The organism is Catenuloplanes japonicus (assembly GCF_000717135.1).
GTDB lineage: Bacteria > Actinomycetota > Actinomycetes > Mycobacteriales > Micromonosporaceae > Catenuloplanes > Catenuloplanes japonicus.
Genome location: NZ_JNXY01000001.1, coordinates 127,439 through 147,699, shown reverse-complemented (window position 1 = coordinate 147,699; position 20,261 = coordinate 127,439). Strand labels below are relative to the sequence as shown.

At 72.9% G+C, this 20,261-nt stretch carries 19 protein-coding genes; 7 read left to right on the top strand and 12 right to left on the bottom strand.

The features are described 5' to 3' along the window. Nucleotides 1-6: 6 nt before the first annotated feature. Nucleotides 7-669, bottom strand: a complete 663-nt coding sequence (locus OP04_RS00725; protein ID WP_033337471.1) for a VOC family protein — start codon at nucleotides 667-669, stop codon at nucleotides 7-9. 98 nt (nucleotides 670-767) lie between these two features. Beyond that, on the bottom strand, nucleotides 768-1,364 hold the full coding sequence (locus tag OP04_RS55365) for an excalibur calcium-binding domain-containing protein (protein WP_051796881.1): 597 nt from the start codon (nucleotides 1,362-1,364) through the stop codon (nucleotides 768-770). Nucleotides 1,365-1,586: 222 nt separating this feature from the next. On the opposite strand from OP04_RS55365, the gene OP04_RS00715 reads away from it, so the two are divergent. From OP04_RS00715 to gap, 4 genes are all read left to right on the top strand, one after another. Further along, on the top strand, nucleotides 1,587-2,069 hold the full coding sequence (locus tag OP04_RS00715) for a DUF2231 domain-containing protein (protein ID WP_033337470.1): 483 nt from the start codon (nucleotides 1,587-1,589) through the stop codon (nucleotides 2,067-2,069). A gap of 85 nt (nucleotides 2,070-2,154) precedes the next feature. After that, complete coding sequence (locus OP04_RS51300) at nucleotides 2,155-2,874, top strand: GNAT family N-acetyltransferase (RefSeq protein WP_085066115.1); 720 nt, start codon at nucleotides 2,155-2,157, stop codon at nucleotides 2,872-2,874. 26 nt (nucleotides 2,875-2,900) lie between these two features. Beyond that, entirely contained in the window at nucleotides 2,901-3,836 is a 936-nt protein-coding gene (locus tag OP04_RS00705) for a GlxA family transcriptional regulator (RefSeq protein ID WP_232323414.1), read from the top strand. A 473-nt stretch (nucleotides 3,837-4,309) separates the two neighbouring features. Next, complete coding sequence (gene gap, locus OP04_RS00700) at nucleotides 4,310-5,305, top strand: type I glyceraldehyde-3-phosphate dehydrogenase (protein ID WP_033337469.1); 996 nt, start codon at nucleotides 4,310-4,312, stop codon at nucleotides 5,303-5,305. Nucleotides 5,306-5,312: 7 nt separating this feature from the next. Here gap and OP04_RS00695 read toward each other — a convergent pair whose 3' ends face one another. Next, nucleotides 5,313-7,079 (bottom strand): WD40 repeat domain-containing protein, encoded by a 1,767-nt coding sequence (locus tag OP04_RS00695; protein WP_033337468.1) that lies wholly within the window; start codon nucleotides 7,077-7,079, stop codon nucleotides 5,313-5,315. 15 nt (nucleotides 7,080-7,094) lie between these two features. Further along, nucleotides 7,095-10,070 (bottom strand): tetratricopeptide repeat protein, encoded by a 2,976-nt coding sequence (locus OP04_RS00690; RefSeq protein ID WP_033337467.1) that lies wholly within the window; start codon nucleotides 10,068-10,070, stop codon nucleotides 7,095-7,097. 124 nt (nucleotides 10,071-10,194) lie between these two features. Between OP04_RS00690 and OP04_RS00685 the strand changes: the two genes are divergently transcribed. From OP04_RS00685 to OP04_RS00675, 3 genes are all read left to right on the top strand, one after another. Beyond that, nucleotides 10,195-10,641, top strand: coding sequence for a cellulose binding domain-containing protein (locus OP04_RS00685; RefSeq protein ID WP_085066114.1), 447 nt, complete (start codon nucleotides 10,195-10,197; stop codon nucleotides 10,639-10,641). A gap of 21 nt (nucleotides 10,642-10,662) precedes the next feature. After that, entirely contained in the window at nucleotides 10,663-12,420 is a 1,758-nt protein-coding gene (locus OP04_RS00680) for a cellulase family glycosylhydrolase (protein ID WP_033337465.1), read from the top strand. A gap of 80 nt (nucleotides 12,421-12,500) precedes the next feature. Next, a complete protein-coding gene (locus OP04_RS00675) occupies nucleotides 12,501-13,364 on the top strand; it encodes an NADP-dependent oxidoreductase (protein ID WP_033337464.1) in 864 nt (287 codons plus the stop codon). On the opposite strand, the gene OP04_RS00670 is transcribed toward OP04_RS00675, so the two are convergent. The 8 genes from OP04_RS00670 to OP04_RS00635 form a co-directional block, all read right to left on the bottom strand. After that, nucleotides 13,350-13,631, bottom strand: a complete 282-nt coding sequence (locus tag OP04_RS00670; protein ID WP_157239064.1) for a hypothetical protein — start codon at nucleotides 13,629-13,631, stop codon at nucleotides 13,350-13,352. The genes OP04_RS00675 and OP04_RS00670 overlap by 15 nt on opposite strands. 467 nt (nucleotides 13,632-14,098) lie before the next feature. Then, entirely contained in the window at nucleotides 14,099-14,578 is a 480-nt protein-coding gene (locus OP04_RS00665; protein ID WP_033337462.1) for a nuclear transport factor 2 family protein, read from the bottom strand. An 82-nt stretch (nucleotides 14,579-14,660) separates the two neighbouring features. Beyond that, on the bottom strand, nucleotides 14,661-14,975 hold the full coding sequence (locus tag OP04_RS00660; RefSeq protein WP_033337461.1) for a HigA family addiction module antitoxin: 315 nt from the start codon (nucleotides 14,973-14,975) through the stop codon (nucleotides 14,661-14,663). Between the two features lie 19 nt (nucleotides 14,976-14,994). Beyond that, nucleotides 14,995-15,276, bottom strand: a complete 282-nt coding sequence (locus tag OP04_RS00655) for a type II toxin-antitoxin system RelE/ParE family toxin (RefSeq protein ID WP_033337460.1) — start codon at nucleotides 15,274-15,276, stop codon at nucleotides 14,995-14,997. A gap of 220 nt (nucleotides 15,277-15,496) precedes the next feature. Then, nucleotides 15,497-16,219, bottom strand: coding sequence for a lysophospholipid acyltransferase family protein (locus OP04_RS00650; RefSeq protein ID WP_033337944.1), 723 nt, complete (start codon nucleotides 16,217-16,219; stop codon nucleotides 15,497-15,499). A 56-nt stretch (nucleotides 16,220-16,275) separates the two neighbouring features. Then, complete coding sequence (locus OP04_RS00645) at nucleotides 16,276-17,151, bottom strand: YwqG family protein (RefSeq protein ID WP_033337459.1); 876 nt, start codon at nucleotides 17,149-17,151, stop codon at nucleotides 16,276-16,278. Nucleotides 17,152-17,193: 42 nt separating this feature from the next. After that, nucleotides 17,194-18,387 (bottom strand): beta-ketoacyl-[acyl-carrier-protein] synthase family protein, encoded by a 1,194-nt coding sequence (locus OP04_RS00640; RefSeq protein ID WP_033337458.1) that lies wholly within the window; start codon nucleotides 18,385-18,387, stop codon nucleotides 17,194-17,196. A gap of 53 nt (nucleotides 18,388-18,440) precedes the next feature. Continuing rightward, the gene (locus OP04_RS00635; RefSeq protein WP_033337457.1) at nucleotides 18,441-20,243 is read right to left on the bottom strand and encodes an alpha-amylase family glycosyl hydrolase; all 1,803 of its coding nucleotides are present in this window, start codon (nucleotides 20,241-20,243) and stop codon (nucleotides 18,441-18,443) included. Nucleotides 20,244-20,261: the final 18 nt, after the last annotated feature.

The window sequence follows — 20,261 nt, the reverse complement described above, 5'->3', positions numbered from 1 at the left end:
GGAAGCTCAGTCGTCACGGGACTCCCAGCTGCAGATGCAGGCCTCGTTGCCCTCCGCGTCGGCGAGCACCCAGAACGCGGGCGCCTCCGCGTCGGAGACGAGCGTGCCGCCGCCGGCGAGGCAGGCGGCGACTCGGTCGCGCGCCACGTCGTGGGCGACCGAGACGTCCAGATGGATGCGGTTCCGCTGCGGGCGGGGCGCGTCCATCTGCTGGAACCAGACGCTCGGGCCCTGGCCTCGCGGGTCCACCAGGTCGTACCTACCCTCGTAGCCCAGCGCGGCGCGCCAGAACGGGCGGATCGCGTCCGCGTCGAGGGCGTCGATGGCGATCTCCAGGGCCTGGGCGGTGGGGGCGGCGCCCGCGTCGGGGGTCAGGCCGAGCGCACGGATCTCGGCGGACAGCACCGCGGCCAGGGCCAGGTCGGTCTCGGTGAGCATCCCCTCCGGCCAGGTCCGCAGCGTGAGCTGCACGTGGTCGGCGCGAAGGTCCGCGTGCAGGTGGCCGGTGGTGCCGTCGACGGCGGCGAGGCGGGCGGCCAGCGCGGCCGCCTCGCCGAGGTCCCGGGTGCGGACCACGGTGCGGACCGCCCCCAGGACGAAACGCCAGCCGAGGTCGTGGACGGCGTCGGAAGCGTGCTGGCGGGTCAGACCCGCGGCGATCTCAGCCATCCCGCCAGCATCCCACCAGCCACCGACATTCCCCGGCACCACGATCGCCGGCGGCCCGGCCCCGCCACATCGCACCGCGGCCGGGCCGCCCCGATGACCTACTCGCAGCCGACGCCGTCACCGTCGCGGTCGAGGTGGGAGCCGTAGCCGGGCTGGCCGGCATGGACCGGAGCGGCACCGGCCGCGCGGGCGGCGGCGCAGTTCTTGTAGTAGACGGACTCGCCACCGGAGTCGCCGGAGCCACCACCGGACGAAGAACCACCACCGGACGAAGAACCGCCGCCCGAGGACGAGGACTCGCCGGATTCGCACACCACGCCGTCGGAGTCGCTGTCGGTGTACCAGTCGTACTCCGGGTCGACGCCCTGCGTGTAGGGACCGCGCCGGTCGCCGATCACCTCCTGGCAGTTCTTGTAACGCTTGTCCCTCGCCGGCGCGGCCGCCGATGTCACCGCCACCGGCGGCGAGGAGGGCGGCGACGGAGACGGCGACAGGGACGGGGACGGCGAGGCGGACGGGGAGGGGGACGTGGACGCCGGGGCGGAGGACACCGTGGCGGCCGGCGCCACCACGGTCCCGCGGGAGTCGGAGAACGCGTTGATCGCGCCGCCGCAGCAGCACAGCGCCACCACGCCGGCGCCGATCGACGCCCAGATCGTCTGTCGTGCGGTCAGGTTACGGGCTACGTTGGTCACGCAGAGATCATGTAGCGGTCACAGGACCGGCGGCACCCGCCGGACGGGTTACCTGAGAAGCGCTCGGCTGAGCCGATATCCGCAGCTCAGCCACCGTACCCTCAATCGATTGTGGACGGTAACGGGCCGAACGGGTGCGGCGTTCCGTGACCGATCGCGCGCACCGGCTCCCCAGGGGCGGACCTGGCCTCTATTGTGTGAGCACCCGACCCAGGAGGCCCCGTGTTCGAGACCGTGATGGGCATTCCGGCCCACCCGCTGATGGTGCACGCGGCGGTGGTGTTCGTGCCGCTGCTGGCCGTGCTCGCGATCGTCTACGCGTTCGTGCCGTTCACCCGCGCGCACACGCGCTGGGTGCTCGGGCTGCTGGCGATCGGCGCCCCGGTGTCCGCGCTGCTGGCGAAGCTGACCGGCGACGCGTTCTACGCCCGGCTGGACACGCAGGGGCGGATCAGCGAGGGCTACTACGCGCGGCTCAACCAGCACAGTGACCTGGGCACGACCACGCTCTGGGCGTCGATCGCGCTCGGTGTGATCACGCTGGCGCTGGTCTGGTTCGTGCGGCCGAAGGACGGCTTCCAGGCGTCGAACCGGCTGCTCGGCATCCTGATGGGCGTGCTCGCGCTCGGCGCGGCCGGCGCCACGCTCTACTACGTGATCCGCACCGGCGACACCGGCGCGAAGGCGGTCTGGGAGGGGCAATAACGGCTGCGGAGGGACGAGGTTCAACCGCTGAGAGGTTCCCGACGCGCGCTGGCCGGGTCGCCCGGCACCGTCCCAGAATGGGCGCATGATGCTCGCGGACGCCTACTACCAGGCCATCGGCCAGTTCTTCCCGACGGAGACCGGCGCGCACGGCACGCTGCGTGTCCTGTCCGGCATGGCGCTGCCGAAGCTGAACGGCGTGTTCAGCACCGCGACGACGCCCGACACGGCCGAGATCGCCCGGCTCGCCGACGGCATGCCCGGCGGCCTGCCGTGGTCCGTGCAGGTACGCGGCGAGCCCGGCCCGGAGGTCGTGGAGATCGCCGCCGCCCACGGGCTGACCGGCCGGATCTCCGCGCCGATGATGCTGTTCCCCGCCGCGGGATTCCGGCCGCGCGGGAGCGGCACCGCCACGGTCCGCCGGATCGGTGTCCCGGACCTGGAGGCTTACGCGGACGTGCTGACCAGTGGCTTCGGCGCGCCACGCGAGCTGCTCGCCGGGATGATCACGGCGGAGGCGCTGGAGTTGCCGAAGGTCACCACCTACCTGGTGGAGGACGGCGACGGGCCGGTCGCGACCGGGATCGGCGCGCTGGCCGGCGACGTGGTGACCATCTTCAACATCGCGACGATCCGGTCCCGGCGCGGGCGCGGGTACGGCCGACTGGTCACCGAGACGGTCATGCGGGACGCGTTCGAGGCCGGGGCCACGCGCGCGTTCCTCCAATCGTCCGACGCGGGCCTGCCGCTCTACACCGCGATGGGATTCACGCTCGCCGAGACCTGGACCTATCTGACCGCATAACCGCGTGGATCGGGCATGATCGCCGGGTGCATCAGATCGCTGTGCTCGTGCTGGAGGGTGCGAAGCCGCTCGACGTCGGCATCCCTGCGCAGGTGTTCTCGAACCGGCCGAGCATGCCCTACGAGGTCCGCGTCTGCGGTCCCGCGCCCGGACTGGTGACCGGCGGTGACGGCCTGTCGTACCACGTGGCCGAGGGCCTGGACGCGTTCGGCCGCGCCGACACGATCTTCATCCCCGGCTACCGCTCCCCCGCGACGACCGAGCCGCCGTCCGAGGTGGTGGCCGCGCTGCGGGACGCCCACTCGCGCGGCACCCGGCTCGCCGCGATCTCCACCGGCGCGTTCGCGCTGGCCGCGACCGGTCTGCTGGACGGCCGCCGGGCCACCACGCACTGGCACTACACGCGGGAGCTGGCGGACCGGCACCCGTCGATCCGGGTGGACGAGAACGTGCTGTTCGTCGACGAGGGCAGCGTACTCACGTCGGCGGGCGCCGCGTCCGGCATCGACCTCTGCCTGCACCTGGTCCGCCGTGACCATGGCGTGGCGCTCTCCAACCACACGGCCCGTCGCCTGGTCGCGGCGCCGTACCGGAGCGGCGGCCAGGCCCAGTACGTGCCGCGCAGCGTCCCGGAACCGCTCGGCGACCTGTTCGCCGGCACCCGCGAGTGGGCGCTCACCCACCTGCACGACCGTCTCACGCTCGACGTCCTGGCCCGCAACGCGCGCGTCTCCGCCCGCACGTTCTCCCGCCGTTTCCTGGAGGACACCGGCTACACCCCGATGCAATGGGTCCTGCGCGCCCGCGTCGACCTGGCCCGTGAGCTGCTCGAACGCAGCGACCTCAGCGTCGAGGCGATCGCCCGCCGCGTCGGCCTCGGCACCGGCGCCAACCTCCGCCTCCACTTCCACCGCATCCTCGGCACGTCCCCGTCCGAGTACCGCCACACCTTCGCCCCATAAACCCCGAAATTCCAGTTCAAAAGCTGATTTTCCCGCTTTCGCCGTGGTCCGGCAGCGTTGCTCCCGCGGGCACCAGTCGTCGCTGGCGCTCCTCCTTGCCGGTTCCGCGGCGGCAAGGTCAACCCAGCGAGTCGTAACTCGCGGCCGGAACGCGCACAGCGACGGAGCCGCGGCAGTTGCGGAACCAGCGACGGAACCGGCTCCGATGCGAAGCGGCAAGCGGAGCGCCAGCGGAGTCTTGGCGCGCAGCGAGGTTTGCCCGCGGGAGCAAACGGGCTGCACCACGCCGGAAGCGGGAAATAAATTGGACCTTGCTCTTGATCTTCGCGAAGCGGGCACCGGGCCACTCCCCGCGAAAGCGTCAGGGCCGGGGTCTGGAATCCCCCAGGCCGGGGAAGGACTTGGCGTGATCCTTGCGGACAGTGGCGTTCGGGCCGCTGTCGCGGAGGGTGACGGCCGATCACCATTGAGGCATGACACGTATCGCCGTCAACGGATTCGGACGTATCGGCCGCAGCTTCCTCCGGGCGCTTCTCGAGCGGGACAGCGCGCTCGAGGTGGTCGCCATCAACGATCTCACCGCGCCGGCCACGTCGGCGCATCTGCTGAAGTACGACAGCACGATGGGGCGGCTCGGCCGGCCCGTCGAGGTGGACGGCTCCACGCTGGTCGTCGACGGGCGCCGGATCCAGGTGCTCTCCGAGCGGGACCCGGCGAATCTGCCGTGGCGTGAGCTGGGCGTCGACATCGTGCTGGAGTCGACCGGGCGCTTCACGTCGGCGGAGGGCGCGAAGGCGCACCTCACGGCCGGCGCGAAGAAGGTACTGGTCAGCGCGCCGGCCTCGGGTGCGGACGTGACGCTGGCGTACGGCGTGAACACGGACGCCTACGACCCGGCCGCGCACGTGATCGTGTCGAACGCGTCCTGCACCACGAACGCGCTCGCGCCGCTGGCCGCGGTGCTGGACGAGCTGGCCGGGATCGAGCACGGCTTCATGACCACGGTGCACGCCTACACGCAGGAGCAGAACCTGCAGGACGGCCCGCACCGGGACCCGCGGCGCGCGCGGGCGGCCGGCGTGAACATCGTGCCGACCACGACCGGCGCGGCCAAGGCGATCGGCCTGGTCCTGCCGCAACTGGACGGCAAGCTGTCCGGCGACTCGATCCGGGTGCCGGTGCCGGTCGGCTCGATCGTGGAGCTGAACACCACGGTCGCCCGCGACGTGACGCGCGAGCAGGTGCTGGAGGCCTACCGGACCGCGGCGGCGGGGCCGCTGAAGGGCGTGCTGGAGTACGCGGACGAGCCGCTGGTCTCCAGCGACATCACCGGTAACCCGGCGTCGTCCGTCTTCGACTCCGCGCTGACCCGGGTCGACGGCCGGCACATCAAGGTCGTCGCCTGGTACGACAACGAGTGGGGCTTCTCGAACCGGGTCATCGACACGCTGGAGCTGCTCGCGCGCTGAGCGCCGTTCAGCGCGCCTCCGCGATGATCCACATGTGCGGGGGCCAGCCCTCGGCGGCGGACAGCACCACGGTCTTGCCCTGCCATCGGGTGACGTGCAGCGAGGTGACGGTCTGGGCCGGGATGCGGCGGCCGAGGTCGACGCCCGCGCGGAGCTGGGTGCCGGTCGCCGCGTCCCACGCCTGGAGCTGTCCGTAGGTCGCGGTGGCGGTGGCCAGGATCGTGCGTCCCCGGTGGTCGCCGAACGCGAGCGCGGCGACGCCGAGCCCGCCGCACTCGATGGTCCGCAGCACGCTGCCGGTGGCGGTGTCCCAGATCCGCACCGCGCCGAGGCCGTCGCCGCCGGCCAGCACCTCACGGCCGTCCAGCCGCCCGGCGGCCAGCACGGTGACGGACGTGTTGCCCTGCGCGAACGACGCGTCGAGCCGGGCGCCGGTGGTCGTGTCGTAGAGCGCGAGGCCGTCGCCCAGCACCGCGACGCCGCGGTCGAGGAAGACCGGCGGCTTCAGCAGGACGGCGGGGCAGGGCTCCAGCGGCACGTCCGCGCGTATCCGGCCGGTGGCCAGGTCGACCAGGCGCAGGCGCGGCTCCTCACCCTCCGGCGGGTACAGCACGGCGGCGACGTCGTCACCGAGCGCGACGCACTGCGGGTCGACGCCGATGGGCAGGCGCGTGACCGGGCGGCCGTCCGCGACGTCCCAGATCATCAGCGGGTCGCCGGGCAGCGCGGTGATCGTGCGGCCGTCGCGCTGCGCCACGCCGGTGGGCGGCCCGACCTCGCCGCCGTAGTACGGGCTCTCGATCGGCGTGCCGGTGGCGGCGTCGCGGACAGACAGCGCGTTGCCGAAGCCGGCCTCCGCGACCAGCCCGCCGCCGAGCGCGGTCACCGATCCCAGCGGCTCCGGGCCGAGCGGCACGCGGCCGCCGTCGAACAGCAGGTCACGGCCGGTGCCGTGGTCCTCGCTGTACCAGGTGACCAGCGTGGCGAGGTCGCCGTCGAGCTCGGTGACCTGGATGCCCCGGATGCTGTGCGCGGTCTCGTCCAGATCCTCCGGCAGCACCAGCGGCGGCATCGGGACGGTCGTGCCGGCCGGCACGTCCCAGGCCCAGGTCGCCTCGCCGTCGGTGCCGACCGCCAGCAGCCGGCCGCCGAGCGTGGTGAGCGTCCACTCCATCCGGTCCGGCACCCGGAACTCCGGTGCGAACGGCTTCCCGGTCAGCACGTCGCGGGTCTCGCGGGTGCCGCCGGGCTTGGCCTGCACCGCGAGCAGGCGGCCGTCGTACGCGGCGAACCGCACGCCCTTGTAGCCACGACCGGCCAGCTGGGCGCCGTCGGAGAGCCGCCAGACCTTGATCCAGGCGCTGCCCGCGACCGCGACCAGATCCTCCCCGTCCACGGACGCGACCGCGACGGACACCCCGGTCCGCTCGTGCCGGACCTCGACGCCGACCGGCTCGCCGGTGCGCGCGTCCCGGACCCGGACCGAGCCCTGACGCGTGCCACTGACCAGCAGCGTACGGTCGCCGCAGACGCCGAGCGCGATCGCGCCGGGCGACCAGCGGCCGTGCACGAGCGCACGGTCCGGCAGCGGCGAGCCGGTCTCCAGGTCTACCGTGCGGATCGGCAGCCGGTCGTCGGAGCCGCCGCCGAGCAGCAGCACCGCCCGGCCGTCCACGTCCGTCACCGTCACCGTCTCCGGGCGGAAGTCCCCGAGGTCCGCGGTCAGCACGCGTTCCCGCGGTCCGTTGCGTTCGTCCCACCACTGGTCGGTCACGGGGTCATTGTCCGTTCAGGTGAATATCGACGCCTGCTGGGGTGCGCCGATCTCGGTGTAGATCGCGAGCGCGGCCCGGCGGTGGTCGGCCGCGAGCGCGGGGTCGGCGTGCGTCACCGCCAGGCCGCCGTGCGCGCGGGCCTGCTCGTACCGGTCGCCGATCTCCCGCGCCACGGAGAGCGCGGCCGTGTGTGCCTCGCGGGCCGCGTCCGTCCGGCCGGCCGCCGCGTGCGCCTCGCCGATGCTGTTGCCGGCCTGGGCCTCGCCGGCGCGCTCGCCGAGCCGCCGGAAGATCGCCAGCGCCTGCTGCAGCCGGTCGAAGCCGCCCGGGTCGCCGAGCGCCAGCTCCGCGGTGCCGAGGCCGTCCAGCGCGAGCGCCTCGCCACCGCGTTCCGTGCTGCGGCGGAACAGCGTGAGCGCGGCCAGGTGGCAGTCGGTCGCGTCCTCCAACCGGCCCTGGCCGGCGGCCACGTGACCGAGGCTGACCAGCGCGTACGCCTCCCCGATGTGGTCGGAGACGGCCCGGCACAGCGTGACCGCCTCGCGCAGGTGACGGTCCGCGTCCGCGTGCCGGCCCTGCCGCCGGTAAACCTGGCCGAGGTTGCCGAGCACGCGCGCCTCGCCGGCCCGGTTGCCGGTACGCCGGCAGAGCGCCAGCGCCTCTCGGAGCCGGGCGGCCGCGTCGTCGTACCGGCCGAGCCACGAGTCGACGTGCCCGAGGTTGCCGAGCGCCCGGGTCTCGGCCTCGTGGTCGCCGCAGCGCCGGGCCAGGTCGATCGCGGCCCGCAGGTGCTCGCCGGCCTGATCGAACCGGCCCTGCTGGCTGTAGACCAGGCCGAGGTTGGTGAGCAGCTGCGCCTCGGCCGCGGTGTCACCGGTCAGCTGCGCGGCCGCGCGGGCGTGCGTGTGCATGGCGATCGCCTCCGCCACGTGCCCGCCGCCCTCCAGGTAGCGCAGCAGCGTGACGGTGAGGCGTACCGCGTGGCCGGGATGTCCGTGCACGGCCGCGTACGCGACGGAGGCGGCCAGGTTCGCCCGCTCCTCGTCCAGCCACACCTGCGCGGCCATCGGCTCCCCGACCGGCGCGATCGGCGTGGCGGGCGGCACCAGCGGGACGTGGCGGTCGCGTTCGGCCGGGTGCAGCGTGTCCATCGCGGTGCGCGCGGTGAACAGCCACGCGTCCAGCAGCCTCGTGGTGCCGGTCTCGTCGCCGTCCAGGAACGCCAGCTCGGACGCGTACGCCCGGAGCAGGTCGTGCAGCGTGTACCGGCCGGCGCCGCGCTGCACCAGGTGCGCGCCGGCCAGCGTCTCCAGCAGGTCGCGGGCGTCCGCGACCGGCGTGCCGAGCAGCGCGGCCGCGGCGTACGGCTCCACGTCCGGGCCCGGGTGCAGGCCGAGCAGCCGGAACGCGCGCGCGGCCGGCTCGGGCAGCTGCCGGTAGGAGAACGAGAACACCGCGCGGACGCCGGTCTCCGGGTCGCCGCCCGCGTCCAGCATGGTCAGTCGCCGCCGCTCGTCCGCGAGCTCGCCGGTGAGCTGCCGCAGCGTCACGGACGGCCGGGACAGCGCCAGCTCCGCGGCCACGCGCAGCGCCAGCGGCAGGCGCGCGCAGCGCTCGGCCAGCTCGGCCGTGGCGGCCGGGTCCTCGTCGCAGCGCGGGCCGATCAGGCGCCGGAGCAGCAGCAGCGCGTCCGTGTGCGGGAGCAGGTCCAGGTCGAGGCGGCGGGCGCCGTGCCGGGCGACCAGGCCGGGCAGCCCGTCGCGGCTGGTGACCAGCGTGAGGCAGCCGGGCGTGCCGGGCAGCAGCGGGCGGACCTGCGCGACCGAGGCGGCGTTGTCCAGCACGATCAGCATGCGGCGGCCGTCGAGCAGGCTGCGGTAGCGGTCCGCGCGCTCGTCCACGTCGAGCGGCACGTCCTGGCCGGGCAGGCCGAGCGCGCGCAGGAACCGGGCCAGGGCCTCGCCGGCCGTGACCGGGCGCTCCGCGTCGTACCCCCGGAGGTTGATGTAGAGCTGCCCGTCCGGGAAGCCGGCGCGGGCGTGGTGGGCCCAGCGGACCGCGAGCGCGGTCTTGCCGACGCCGGCGGTGCCGGACAGCGCGGAGATGACCACGGTGGACGCGTCGAGCAGCGCGTCCAGGCGGGACAGTTCGTCCGCACGGCCGATGAAGTCCGGCACGTCGCCCGGGAGCTGTGCCGGGACCGGCCGCCGGGGCGCGGGCTCGGCCGCCGGTCCCGGCGTCTCCTCGCGGAGCACCAGCTCGTGGGCGGCGCGCAGCTCCGGGCCGGGGTCGACGCCCAGCTCGTCCGCGAGACGCCGGCGGGCCGCACGGTAGGCCTCGAACGCGTCCGCGCGGCGCCCGGCCGCCGCGTAGGCCCGGATCAGCCGCGCCTGACCGGCCTCGTCCAGCGGCTGGGCCGCGACCGCCTCGGCCAGCGCGGGCAGCGCCTCCTCCACCTCGCCGAGCGCGATCTTCAGCTCGCCGTAGCGGGCCAGCGCGGCGCTGCGCTCGGCCGCCACCGCGATCACCTTCGGATGGCCGGCCAGCTGCGGCACGTCGGCCAGCGGTGCGCCCTGCCACTGGCGCAGCGCCTGTTCCAGCAGCGTGGCGGCGCGGTGGTCGTCACCGTCGCGGCGCGCGGTGGCGGCCTGCGCGCACAGCTGCCGGAAGCAGAGGAGGTCCAATGTGTCCGCGGTGACGCGCAGCGCGTAGCCGTCGCCGATGTGCGGCAGCAGCGTGCTGCGCGAGCGGGCCGGCCGGTCCGGTTCGAGCCGCCGGCGCAGGTGTTTGACGTAGGTCTGCAGCACGTTGACCGCGCTGGCCGGCGGCTCGTCGCCCCAGAGCGAGTCGATCAGCTCGGGCCGGGTCACCGCCTGCCCGCCGGCCAGCGCGAGCAGGCCCAGCACCGCACGCTGCCCGGTCGAGGTGAGCTCGACCGGGTCGTCGTCGGCGAGCCAGGCGCGGACCGTGCCGAGCACCTGGATCCGCACGCGCGCACCTCCCGATCCCGGCCCTCGTCTCCCGTCCAGTGAGCATCCAGTCGGGTGGTGAAGGCTGCCGTTGAAACGATAGATCCCAAGTGTGGAAATAGGATAGAAACCGGGGGTACGGAACGTGCGAGCCAGGATCGGGGCCTTCGTGGCGGCATGCCTGATGGTTCTCCTCCCGACGGCAACGGCTGCTCAGGCCGCAGAGCGTGCGGTGGCCGCTCCCGTGGCCTACGCGTGCGACATCGACTATCTGACAGATCCGGGCGGGACCCAGTTCGGCGTGCGGATCGGCATCGACAACCCGAGCAACGACTACACGATCAACGGCTGGACGCTGCGGTTCACGCTGCCGGCCGGGCAGACGGCTCTGCCGGCCAGTGCGTACAACGTGCGCATCACGCAGGTGGGGCAGGAGGTGACGGGGACGGATGTGGGGTGGAACGCCCAGCTTCTTCCTCTGAACACGCTCTGGGTGGGCTTCCAGGTTGTCGGCCCTGACTACCGGGTCAAGCCGACGGCCTTCTGGGTCAACGGGAACGTGTGCAGTGTCGGTCTCTGGACGAGAGCCTGATATCGACTACCATCGCTTTCCATGCGGAGAATGCGAGCACTCCTCACGTTGATCGTCCTGGCCGGCGTCGCGCTGATCGCGACGCCGGCCCCGGCGTCCGCCGCACCGCTGCCCGGCGTCTTCCGCGACGCGCTCGGCCGTGAGCTGGTGCTGCGCGGCTTCAACGTCTCCGGCAGCGGCAAACTGCGCGAGAGCGGGCTGCTCCCGTTCCGCAGCACGGCCGACGCCGTCGCGTCCGCACAGGCGATGCGCGAGCTCACCGGCGCCACCGCGATCCGGTTCCTGATCTCGTGGGAGGGCGTGCAGCCGCAGCCCGGCGTGATCGATCATGCGTACCTGGACCGGGCCGCCGCCCAGATCCGCGCGTTCACCGATCGCGGCATCCGGGTGCTGGTCGACTACCACCAGGATCTCTGGTCACGGCACCTGTTCGACGCGGACAGCTGGTACACCGGCGACGGCGCGCCCGCCTGGGTGATCGCAGGCGGTGACCACCCCGACGAGTCCTGCGGCATCTGCCTGCTCTGGGGCCAGAACATGCTCAGCAATCAGGCGGTACGCGAGGCGGCGCACGACTTCTGGGCCAACGAGCGCGGCCTGCAGGACGCGTTCCTGACCCAGGCCGGGGCCGCGATGCGCCACCTCGCGGACACGCTGCCCGCGTCCTCGTTCGCGCTGGTGCTCGGCATGGACCCGCTCAACGAGCCGTTCGACGGCGGCCTGGACGGAATGTCCGGCACCACCTGGGAACAGCAGCGGCTGATGCCGTTCTACCAGCGCTTCCGCGCCGTGATGGACGCGAACGGGTGGGCCGCACGCCCGGCGTTCGTGGAGCCGCTGGTCTTCTGGAACACCACGTTCGGCGAGGCCGGCGGCCTGAGCACGGTGGGCACGCTCGGCACCCGGTTCGTGTTCAACGCGCACTACTACGACGGCGCCCGGCTGACGCTCGACCCGACGCCGGCCGGGGACGGCACCTACACCGCCGCGATGAACCGGATCCGGGACCGGGCCGCCGCGCTCGGCACCACCGGGTTCGTGTCCGAGTTCGGCAACGCGCTGTCCGGGACGAGCAGCGCCTCCCGTACCCCCTGGATGATCCGGTCGATGTATCAGGGGCTCGACTCGCGGCTGTCCGGCGCGAACTGGTGGCGCAACGCCGCGACCGCCGGCCCGGTGCTCTCCGCGACGCAGTGGCACTGGGACGTCTACAGCGGACGGCACGCGGAGGCGATGAACGGCAACCCCTCGAAGATCCTGACGACCGGCGACGCGTGGAACGACGAGGACCACTCCGTCATCTCCGGAACCGGCGCGCTCCGCCTCGACCCGCGCGTGCTCGACCGCGTCTACCCGACCGCGATCGCCGGTGAGCACCTCGCGTTCGGCTATCAGGACCTGGCCCGCGACGGGTACGGCGGCGCCGGTGGCACCGCCGCGTGGATGACGCCCCCGGCCGGGATGCCCGCCGTGTCCGCGCTGGTCGGCGGCCGGCAGTACGGCGTGCTGGTCTGGCGTGGCACCGGCCTGTCCGCGCCGACCGAGGTGCACCTGCCCGCGTCGTTCGCCCCGGCCCGTACCGCGGTGGTGTCCACGGCCGCGGCCACGGTGTCGTCGCGGCTGCTGTCGCTGTCCGCGGGCCCGTCCGCCGGTGCCGTCCACGTCGCGCTGGTGGTCTCCGCGCCGACCGGCTCGCTGCCCACCGCCGCGCAGACCGAGGCCGCCCGCGCGGAGCTGAATTCCTGGGCTGCCGCTCAGTCCTGGCCGATGTTACGGTGACGAGACAGCGCTGCGGCAAGTCTGTTACGGGCCGCTGGGCGGCCGGCGCCCCTCCGCCGGTTGATCTGAGGTGCCGCTTCATGAAGGCTCTGCGATTCGCGGAATTCGGCCCGGACGTGATGAGCGTCGTCGAGACGCCCGCGCCCGACGCGGGACCGGGCAGGATCCGCATCGCGGTCCGCGCCGCCGGCGTCGGCCCGGCCGACTGGAAGACCCGCGGCGGCGCCACCCCGGTCCCGCACATCCCCGGCCTCGACGCCGCCGGCATCGTCGACCAGGTCGGCGAGGACGTGCGCGGCTACCAGGTCGGCGACGAGGTGTTCGGCATCGCCCCCGGCGGCGCCTGCGCCGAGCACGCGGTGCTCACCCACTTCGCCCGCAAACCACCCGCGATGTCCTGGCCGGACGCGGCCGGCCTGCCCTCCGCCGCCGAGGCCGCGCTGCGCGCGATCGAGATCCTGCGCCCGGCCGCCGGCGACGTGCTGCTCATCCACGGCGCGGCCGGTGGCGTGGGCCTGGCCGCCGCCCAGCTCGCCCGCGCCCGCGGCCTGCTGGTCGCCGGCGTCGCCGCGCCGGAACACCACGAGCGTCTGCGGGCGGCCGGGGTCGCGCCGGTCGCGTTCGGGCCCGGCCTCGCCGACCGGCTGCACGCGCTGGTGCCGGACGGCATCGACTGCGTCTTCGACACCGCCGGGACCGGGTTGGCCGAGCTGATCGCGCTGACCGGCGCCGGCGACCGGGTCGTCACCGTCGCGCCACCCGGCGACAGCGGCGCGCGACACCTCTCCGACGCCCCCGAGCGCGCCTGGCACGCCCTGGCCGAGGCCGCCGGCCTCTTCGAACGCGGCGACTTCCGCCTCCCCGTCGAGCGCACCGTCCCCCTCACCCAGGCCCACCGCCTCGGCGAATCCGGCGGCGACCGGCTGGCACTACTGCTGGACTGACCGGTCCTCCGGGGAGAACTGACGCAGATACGCCTCGCACCGCGCGGGGAAGCCGTCACCCGGCTCGCGCCGCAGCCGGGTGCGGTGAATGACCTGATCGGGCTCGTGATCCGGGCCCCCGGTCAGCATGCCGATCTGCTCGTCGACGTAGCGACCGCCCGCCAGCCGGGCCGTGGCCAGCGCAAGCCCGACCGCCACCGTGACGCCGACCCAGGTCCGGTAGGGGCTGAACACGGCGGAACGCTCGTACCCCCACTCCCCCACCATGAGCCGGACACCGTCGCCCGTCGCCGGCACGTCGACCTCGAGGTGGAGCGTGCCCGCCTCGCGGGGCGCCCGAACAGGGTCTCCCGCTGCTCCGCCGCCTCCAATCGGCGCCCCTGACCGACACGTTTCCCCTGCTGATGCTCACGGTCGGCGAAGACGACGAACCCCGGCACCACGGCGGCACCGAGCAGGACGGACAGCACCTCGCGCGTCTCACCGAGCACATCGGCCGGCGCGATCGGCTTCGGCAGCGTCGCCTCGACATCCACGGACATGCCGGCGACAGTAGGATTCCGGCGCCACCCCACGCCCTGCTTCACGCAAGGACTGAAAAGCATTTAAGGGCATATTTGCCCATTTACGCCGCACTAACTGCCCGCACGCTCCCGCGGGCTTCCGGCCCGTGGGTGGTCACCCCGAAAACCCGCCCGGTCCTCGCTACCGGTCCGCCGACGTTCCTGCCGGGGTCAGTGTGGTGCGGCGTGCGGCCACCGGGGGTCGAGCGTCAATCCGTCCCGTTCGTCGTCCCAGGCCACCGCGCTGATCCGCCAGCCGGCCGGGGTGCGCACGAACTGGAGCGTCTTCATGCCCCGGCCGGTGAACGCGGTCCCGTCCTGCACCCCGGCCTTGGCGTAGGCGCAGAAGTGCTGCGCGACGTCGCCGAAGATCTCGGTGCGGCCGGCGAGCGGCCATTCCCGGAAGCCTGTCAGGGTGCCGTCGGAGAGTAGGTCGCGGCGGGGTGCGATGAAGGTGTCCACGCCGTACACGGTGGGAACGCCGCCGCAGGTCCGGATGATCACCGCCTCCGGCAGGAACACGTCGCGGAGCGCGTCGAGCCGCGCCGTGCTGTCCGGCCCGGAGGTGAAGGCGTCGAAGAACCTGCGGACGATGGCCGCGATCGCCACCCGGTCGCCGTCGCCGGCCGCACTCGTCTCATCACCCACCATGCCGCCACCGTAGCGCCGGGCACTCATTCCAGCAGGCGAGCCGACGGCCTGCCGCGCCGTGCGTGGGGCGAGCGCGGGCGGCTCAGCAGGCGGTGATCAGGAGCTCGATGCGGTCGAACTCGTCGCCGTGCCGACTTCGGGCGACCTCGATGTCGTAGCGATTCTGCAGGTTCAGCCAGAAGCGGTCGGAGGTGCCGAGCGCGCGGGACAGGCGGAGGGCGGTGTCGGTGGTGATGCTCCGCTTGCCGTGCACGATCTCGTTGATGCGGCGCGCGGGCACGCCGATCACCTGCGCCAGCCGGTACTGGGTGATGTTCAGCGGACGGAGAAACTCTTCCATGAGCACTTCGCCGGGATGGACGGGCTCGTGTACCAGCAGGTCGTCGTCGCCGTTCATTGCTTCCCTCCCCGGGCAATCAGTGGTAATCAACGATCTCGACGTCCGCGGGGCCTGCATCCGTCCAGGCGAAGCTGATGCGCCACCGTTCGTTGATGCGGATGCTGAAGTGGCCGGCACGATCCCCCGAGAGCTTCTCCAGTCTGTTGCCCGGCGGAGAGCGTAGATCATTGACGCTCTCGGCCGCATCCAATATCAACAACTTCCGATGTGCCACGCGTTGAAGCGCCGGGCCCAGCCCAGGCGCGCGAAGCCTTCGCCACACCTTGGCGGTGTCCGCATCAGCGAAGGACTGAATCATGCGCCCGATAGTAACGCGCCGCGTTACTATCGGGCAAGCGGCCGAGTCGTGCGGCATGGCCGTCGATGCCGGTAGCGCGGACCGGGGTGTGCGGGACCAGCGACGGAACCGGCTCCTCGCGACGAGCGGAGCGCCAGCGGAGCCCGACGCGAGGTTTGCCCGCGGGAGCAACGCTGCCGGGCCACGCCGGAAGCGGGAAGATGAATTGGATCTTGATCTTTCAGGGGTGCTGGTCGAGGGCCTCGGCGATGCGGGTGTGGGCGGCGTCGCGGAGGGCGCGGGTATCGGGGAAGTCGGTGGGGTGGAGCGGGGGCAGGACCTCGACGCGCGCGTTGATCTGGGCGCGGAGGACGAGGCCGTGTTTGGGGAGTGCGCGGCCGGTGCCGTGGACGGCGATCGGGTAGACCGGGGCGTGGTGGCGGACGGCCAGCTCGAACGCGCCGTCCTTGAACTTCTGCAGGTGGCCGTCCTCGGAGCGGCGGCCCTCCGGGAACAGCAGCACCGGGATGCCCTGGTCGAGGAGTTGGCCGCAGCGGGTCATCATGCGCCGGACGGACTCGCCGCTGCCGCGGACCAGCGGGACGTATCCGTTGAGCCACATGTTCCAGCCGACGAACGGGACCTTGAAGATCTCGGACTTGGAGACCCATTTGAACGGCCGGAACAGGTCGAAGAGCACCAGGATGTCGATCAGCGAGGCGTGGTTGGCGACCAGGACGGCGGCGCCCTTGCGTGGCAGCAGCTCGCGGCCGGTGGTGCGCAGGCGCCACAGCGGGTTCAGCCGGACGTAGAAGACGGCCCACGCGGACGAGTAGAGGTGCAGAACCACCTTGCGCCGGTCGAAGAGCACGGTGGCCGCCCAGACCAGCAGCGCGCCGACGAAGAAGATCGGGCAGGTGATGGCGATGATCGTCCAGTACAGGTACGAGAGGAGCCGGAGCATGCGGAGAATGTAACGGTCCGGCGCGCGCGTCACCACGTGCGCCGGACCGTGGCGGGCTACTCGGTGAACGCGGTGTAGGACATCGCCCGGTCGTACCGTCCGGCGGCGAGGTCGTCGCGCCGGATCAGGAACCGGCCGATATAGACGTCCTCCGGGACGAACTGGGCCAGCGGCACCCACTCGCTCATCACCCGGAGCGTCTCCTCCTCCAGGCCGGCAGCCCATCCGTCCGGGGCGGCGGCGGAGAGCCGCTCGTCCGCGATCCGGGTCTCGGGCGTGGTGTGGATGGCGTCCGTGGCCAGCTCGCCGATGTGCATGGAGTGGCCGCCGAGCATGACCTCGGGGGTGCCGTTCTCCGGCCAGAGCTTGCCGGCCAGCGCGCGCAGCTGCGGCAGGTGGGTGAGGTGCCGGCCGAGGTGCTGCTCCGGCCCGGACTCGTCGAGCCAGTCGGGCAGGTCCGCGGTGACGGAGGCGTAGAGGTCGTACGCGCGGGTCACGAACTCCAGCTCCATGTTGGAGAACGTCATGTCGCTGTACTCGGGCACCTCGGCCGTGACGGTCTCGACGCCGGCCGGCACGTGGAGCACGCGCGCGTGCCCCTGCTCCGCGGTGACGTCGTAGGTCTCGTGCGCGTCCTCGTGGTGCAGGAAGAAGAGCAGCGTGCCGTCCGTGGGCAGCGGGAGGTCGTCGACCCGGGGCAGCGCCGCGCAGTCGAAGGACGCGACGAACGGCAGCGGCTCGCCGTCCTCGGAGAGCGGCCACGCGGTGCCGGCCGGCAGGCGGGGCAGCCCGCCGCGCTGCCCGACGGGCGTGCCCTCGCCATGCGTGCGCGTCCAGATCGCGAACCGGAGGAACCCGGCGAACGTGTCAATCTCGTCCGCCGGGATGCCCTGCGCGATCGCCGCCTGCCGGAATTGCCGGTGATAGTCCATGGCATCGCATGGTGCCAGACGAAGGCATCCGGACCGGAAATTTCAGGCCGCGGGTACGAACAGCAGCGACGCGTTGTGGCCACCGAACCCGAAGCTGTTGCTCAGCGCCGGCGCCGGCTCCCACTCGCGCGGCGCCAGGACCACGTCGATGTCGAGCGCCGGATCCACGGTCGTGGTGCCGATCGTCGGCGGCAGCGTGCGGTGCGCGAACGTGAGCGCCAGCGCCGCCGCCTCGATCGCGCCCGCGCCGCCCAGCGAGTGCCCGGTCACGCCCTTGATCGAGGTGACGGCCGGCCGGTGCGCGCCGAAGACCGTGGTGATCGCCTCGGCCTCGCCCGCGTCGTTGAGCTGCGTGGACGTGCCGTGCGCGTTGACGTGCGTGACCTCGGCGGGCTGCACGCCGCCGTCCTCCAGCGCCTCCCGCATGCAGGCGGCGGCGCCGCGGCCGCCGGGCGCCGGGGCGGTGATGTGGTACGCATCCGCGCCCGAGCCGGTGCCCGCGATCTCCGCGTAGATCCGCGCGCCGCGCGCGACCGCCCGCGAGTATTCCTCCAGGACCAGCACGCCCGCGCCCTCGGCGGCGCAGAACCCGTCCCGCTCCGCGTCGAACGGCCGGGACACGCCGGTCGGGGACAGCGCGCGCATATTGCCGAAACCGGCCAGGTTCACCCCGGTCAGGCAGGACTCGGTGCCGCCGGCCACCACGGTGTCGGCACGGCCGGCCGCGATCCAGCGGGCCGCGTTGCCGATCGACTGGGTGCCGGTCGCGCAGGCCGTGGAGATCGTCTCGCACGGGCCGGCCAGGCCCCAGCGCATCGAGACCGCGCCGGCCGCCGCATTCGGCATGACCATGGGCACGGTGAGCGGGGAGACGCGCGACGGGCCCTTCTCGTCCAGCACGCGCACCTGCGACTCCCAGGAGAACGCGCCGCCGATGCCGCAGCCGATCAGCACGCCGGTGCGGGCGCCGTCGCGCGCGGACTCGTCCGCGAGCCCGGCGTCACCGATCGCCTCGTCCGCGGCGACCAGCGCCAGCTGCGCGAACCGGTCGAGCCGCCGTATCTCCACCTTGGACAGGCCGATGACCGCGGCGTCGAAGCCGGGCACCTCGCGCGTGACCGAGGGCGCGACCGGCACGGACAGGCCGGCCCAGAAGTCCTTCGCCCCGATCCCGCAGGGCGCCACCACTCCGACGCCGGTCACCACGACCCGGCGCCCGTTCCGAGACTCGAGCATCGACGATCCTTACCTGTGAGATCCACCGTTACCGTGATCCAGTATCACGGTGGTCACCAGTAGGCAACAAAGCCACCGGGCGGGAGGGTCAGCAGCACCGCGCTCCCGTTGCGGTTCTCGGCGCTCACCGTCGTACCCTCGTGGCGTTGATCGGTGTTGAAATGGCAGGTCAGCGTGGTGCCGGGCGGGTGGAGCAGCGCGTCCACGGTGACCCAGGCGGTGCGGGGCCGGTCGGGGTCGGTGTTGATCGCGCACAGCACCTCGTGGTCGGCGAAGATGCGGGACCAGGGCACGATCGACCGCATCGGGCCGTCGCCGATGATCGCAGGCGGGCCGAAGACCTCGCCGTCACCGGAGATCGGGCGCAGATATTGCCGGCCGAGGCGCAGCGCGGGAACGCGGCGACGCAGCGCGAGGATGCGGGCGAGCTGGCGGTAGACCGGATGGTCCTCGTCGAACGCGTGCCGGCCGCGGCTGCGGAACGGGCCGAACGCGCCACCGAACATCGCCTCCCGCAGGTAGCGGTCGTCGCCGCCCCGGCCGTCGAACAGCTGCTCACTGCCGTAGTAGACGCACGGGATGCCGAGCGTGGCCGCATTCAGCCCGAGCGCGGCCACGGCCAGCCGGTCGCCGTCGTCGGTCGCGGCGAACCGGGCCTTCCGCGCGCCCTTGCGCACCTGGTCGTGGTCGTCGTAGCCGGTCACGACGCGGTTGCGGTACCACGTGTGCGAATCCTTGCCGTCCTGCAGCGCGTCGCGGAACAGGCCGAAGTAGCCGGCCGGGTCCTGCCGGCCCTTGACCAGCCACTCCAGGTGATCCTGCACGTCCGCGATGCCGAGCGCCGCGTCCATCCCGACCGCCTCCAGCGTGCGGTAGGCGAACGCGCGGTCGCCGGTTATCTCCGCGATGAGACAGAAGTTCTCCTTGCCGATGCTGGCCGCGAACTCGTGGATCTCGGAGGAGAAGTAGCGTGCCGCCGCCCGGTCCATGTGCTTGACCGTGTCCACCCGGAAACCGTCGAGGTCCGCGAACGCCAGCCAGAACTGATATGCCCTGGTCAGCGCGATCAGCGCGGCGGACGGGCCGACGTCCGGCCGGAGCAGCGACACGTCCTTCAGCGCCTGGAAGTCGCCGCGCAGATATTCCGGCGACCGGTCCCAGTCGCGGATGCGGCCCTGGCGGGTAAACGTCTCCGGACGCTGCAACTCGGCCGGCCACACGCCGGTGTCCCGGTCGGTGAGCGGCCCGAACGGCAGCGTCGGCTTGCCGTCGGCGTCGCGGAAACCGGCCACCGGATAGGTCCGGTCACCGTCCCACACCGGCGCCGGGACCGCGTAGTCGAACACGTCGCCGGTGTGGTTGAGCACCACGTCCAGAATCACGCGGATGCCGAGCGCGTGCGCGGCCGTGACCAGGTCGCGCAGGTCCGCCGCGGTGCCGAAGTGCGGGTCGACGTCGAGAAAATCCTGCGTGCCGTAACCGTGGTAACTCTCCGCGCCCGGCACCTGCTTCAGGATCGGGCTCACCCAGACCGCCGTGATGCCGAGCCGCCGCAGGTAGCCGAGCTTGCCGCGCAGGCCCCGCAGCGTGCCGCCGGCCCACCGCTCGCCCGCGGCCCGCCACGCCGCCCGCTCCGCCTCGGTGCCCATCGCGTTGTCCCGGTTGCCCGGCCGCAGCGGCGGCGTCTCACCGAACGCCACGGCCACACCGTCGTTGTCCCGCCAGTCGCGCTCCCGGCCGTCGGAGAAGCGGTCGACCATCAGGAAGTAGAGAACCTCGTCCTCCCACGCGACCGGCGACGGATGGAAGGCCCGGTCGGTCAGTGCACTGAGATCAATCTCGGCAACGCTCCGCATTCCTCGTTTCTACGGCGT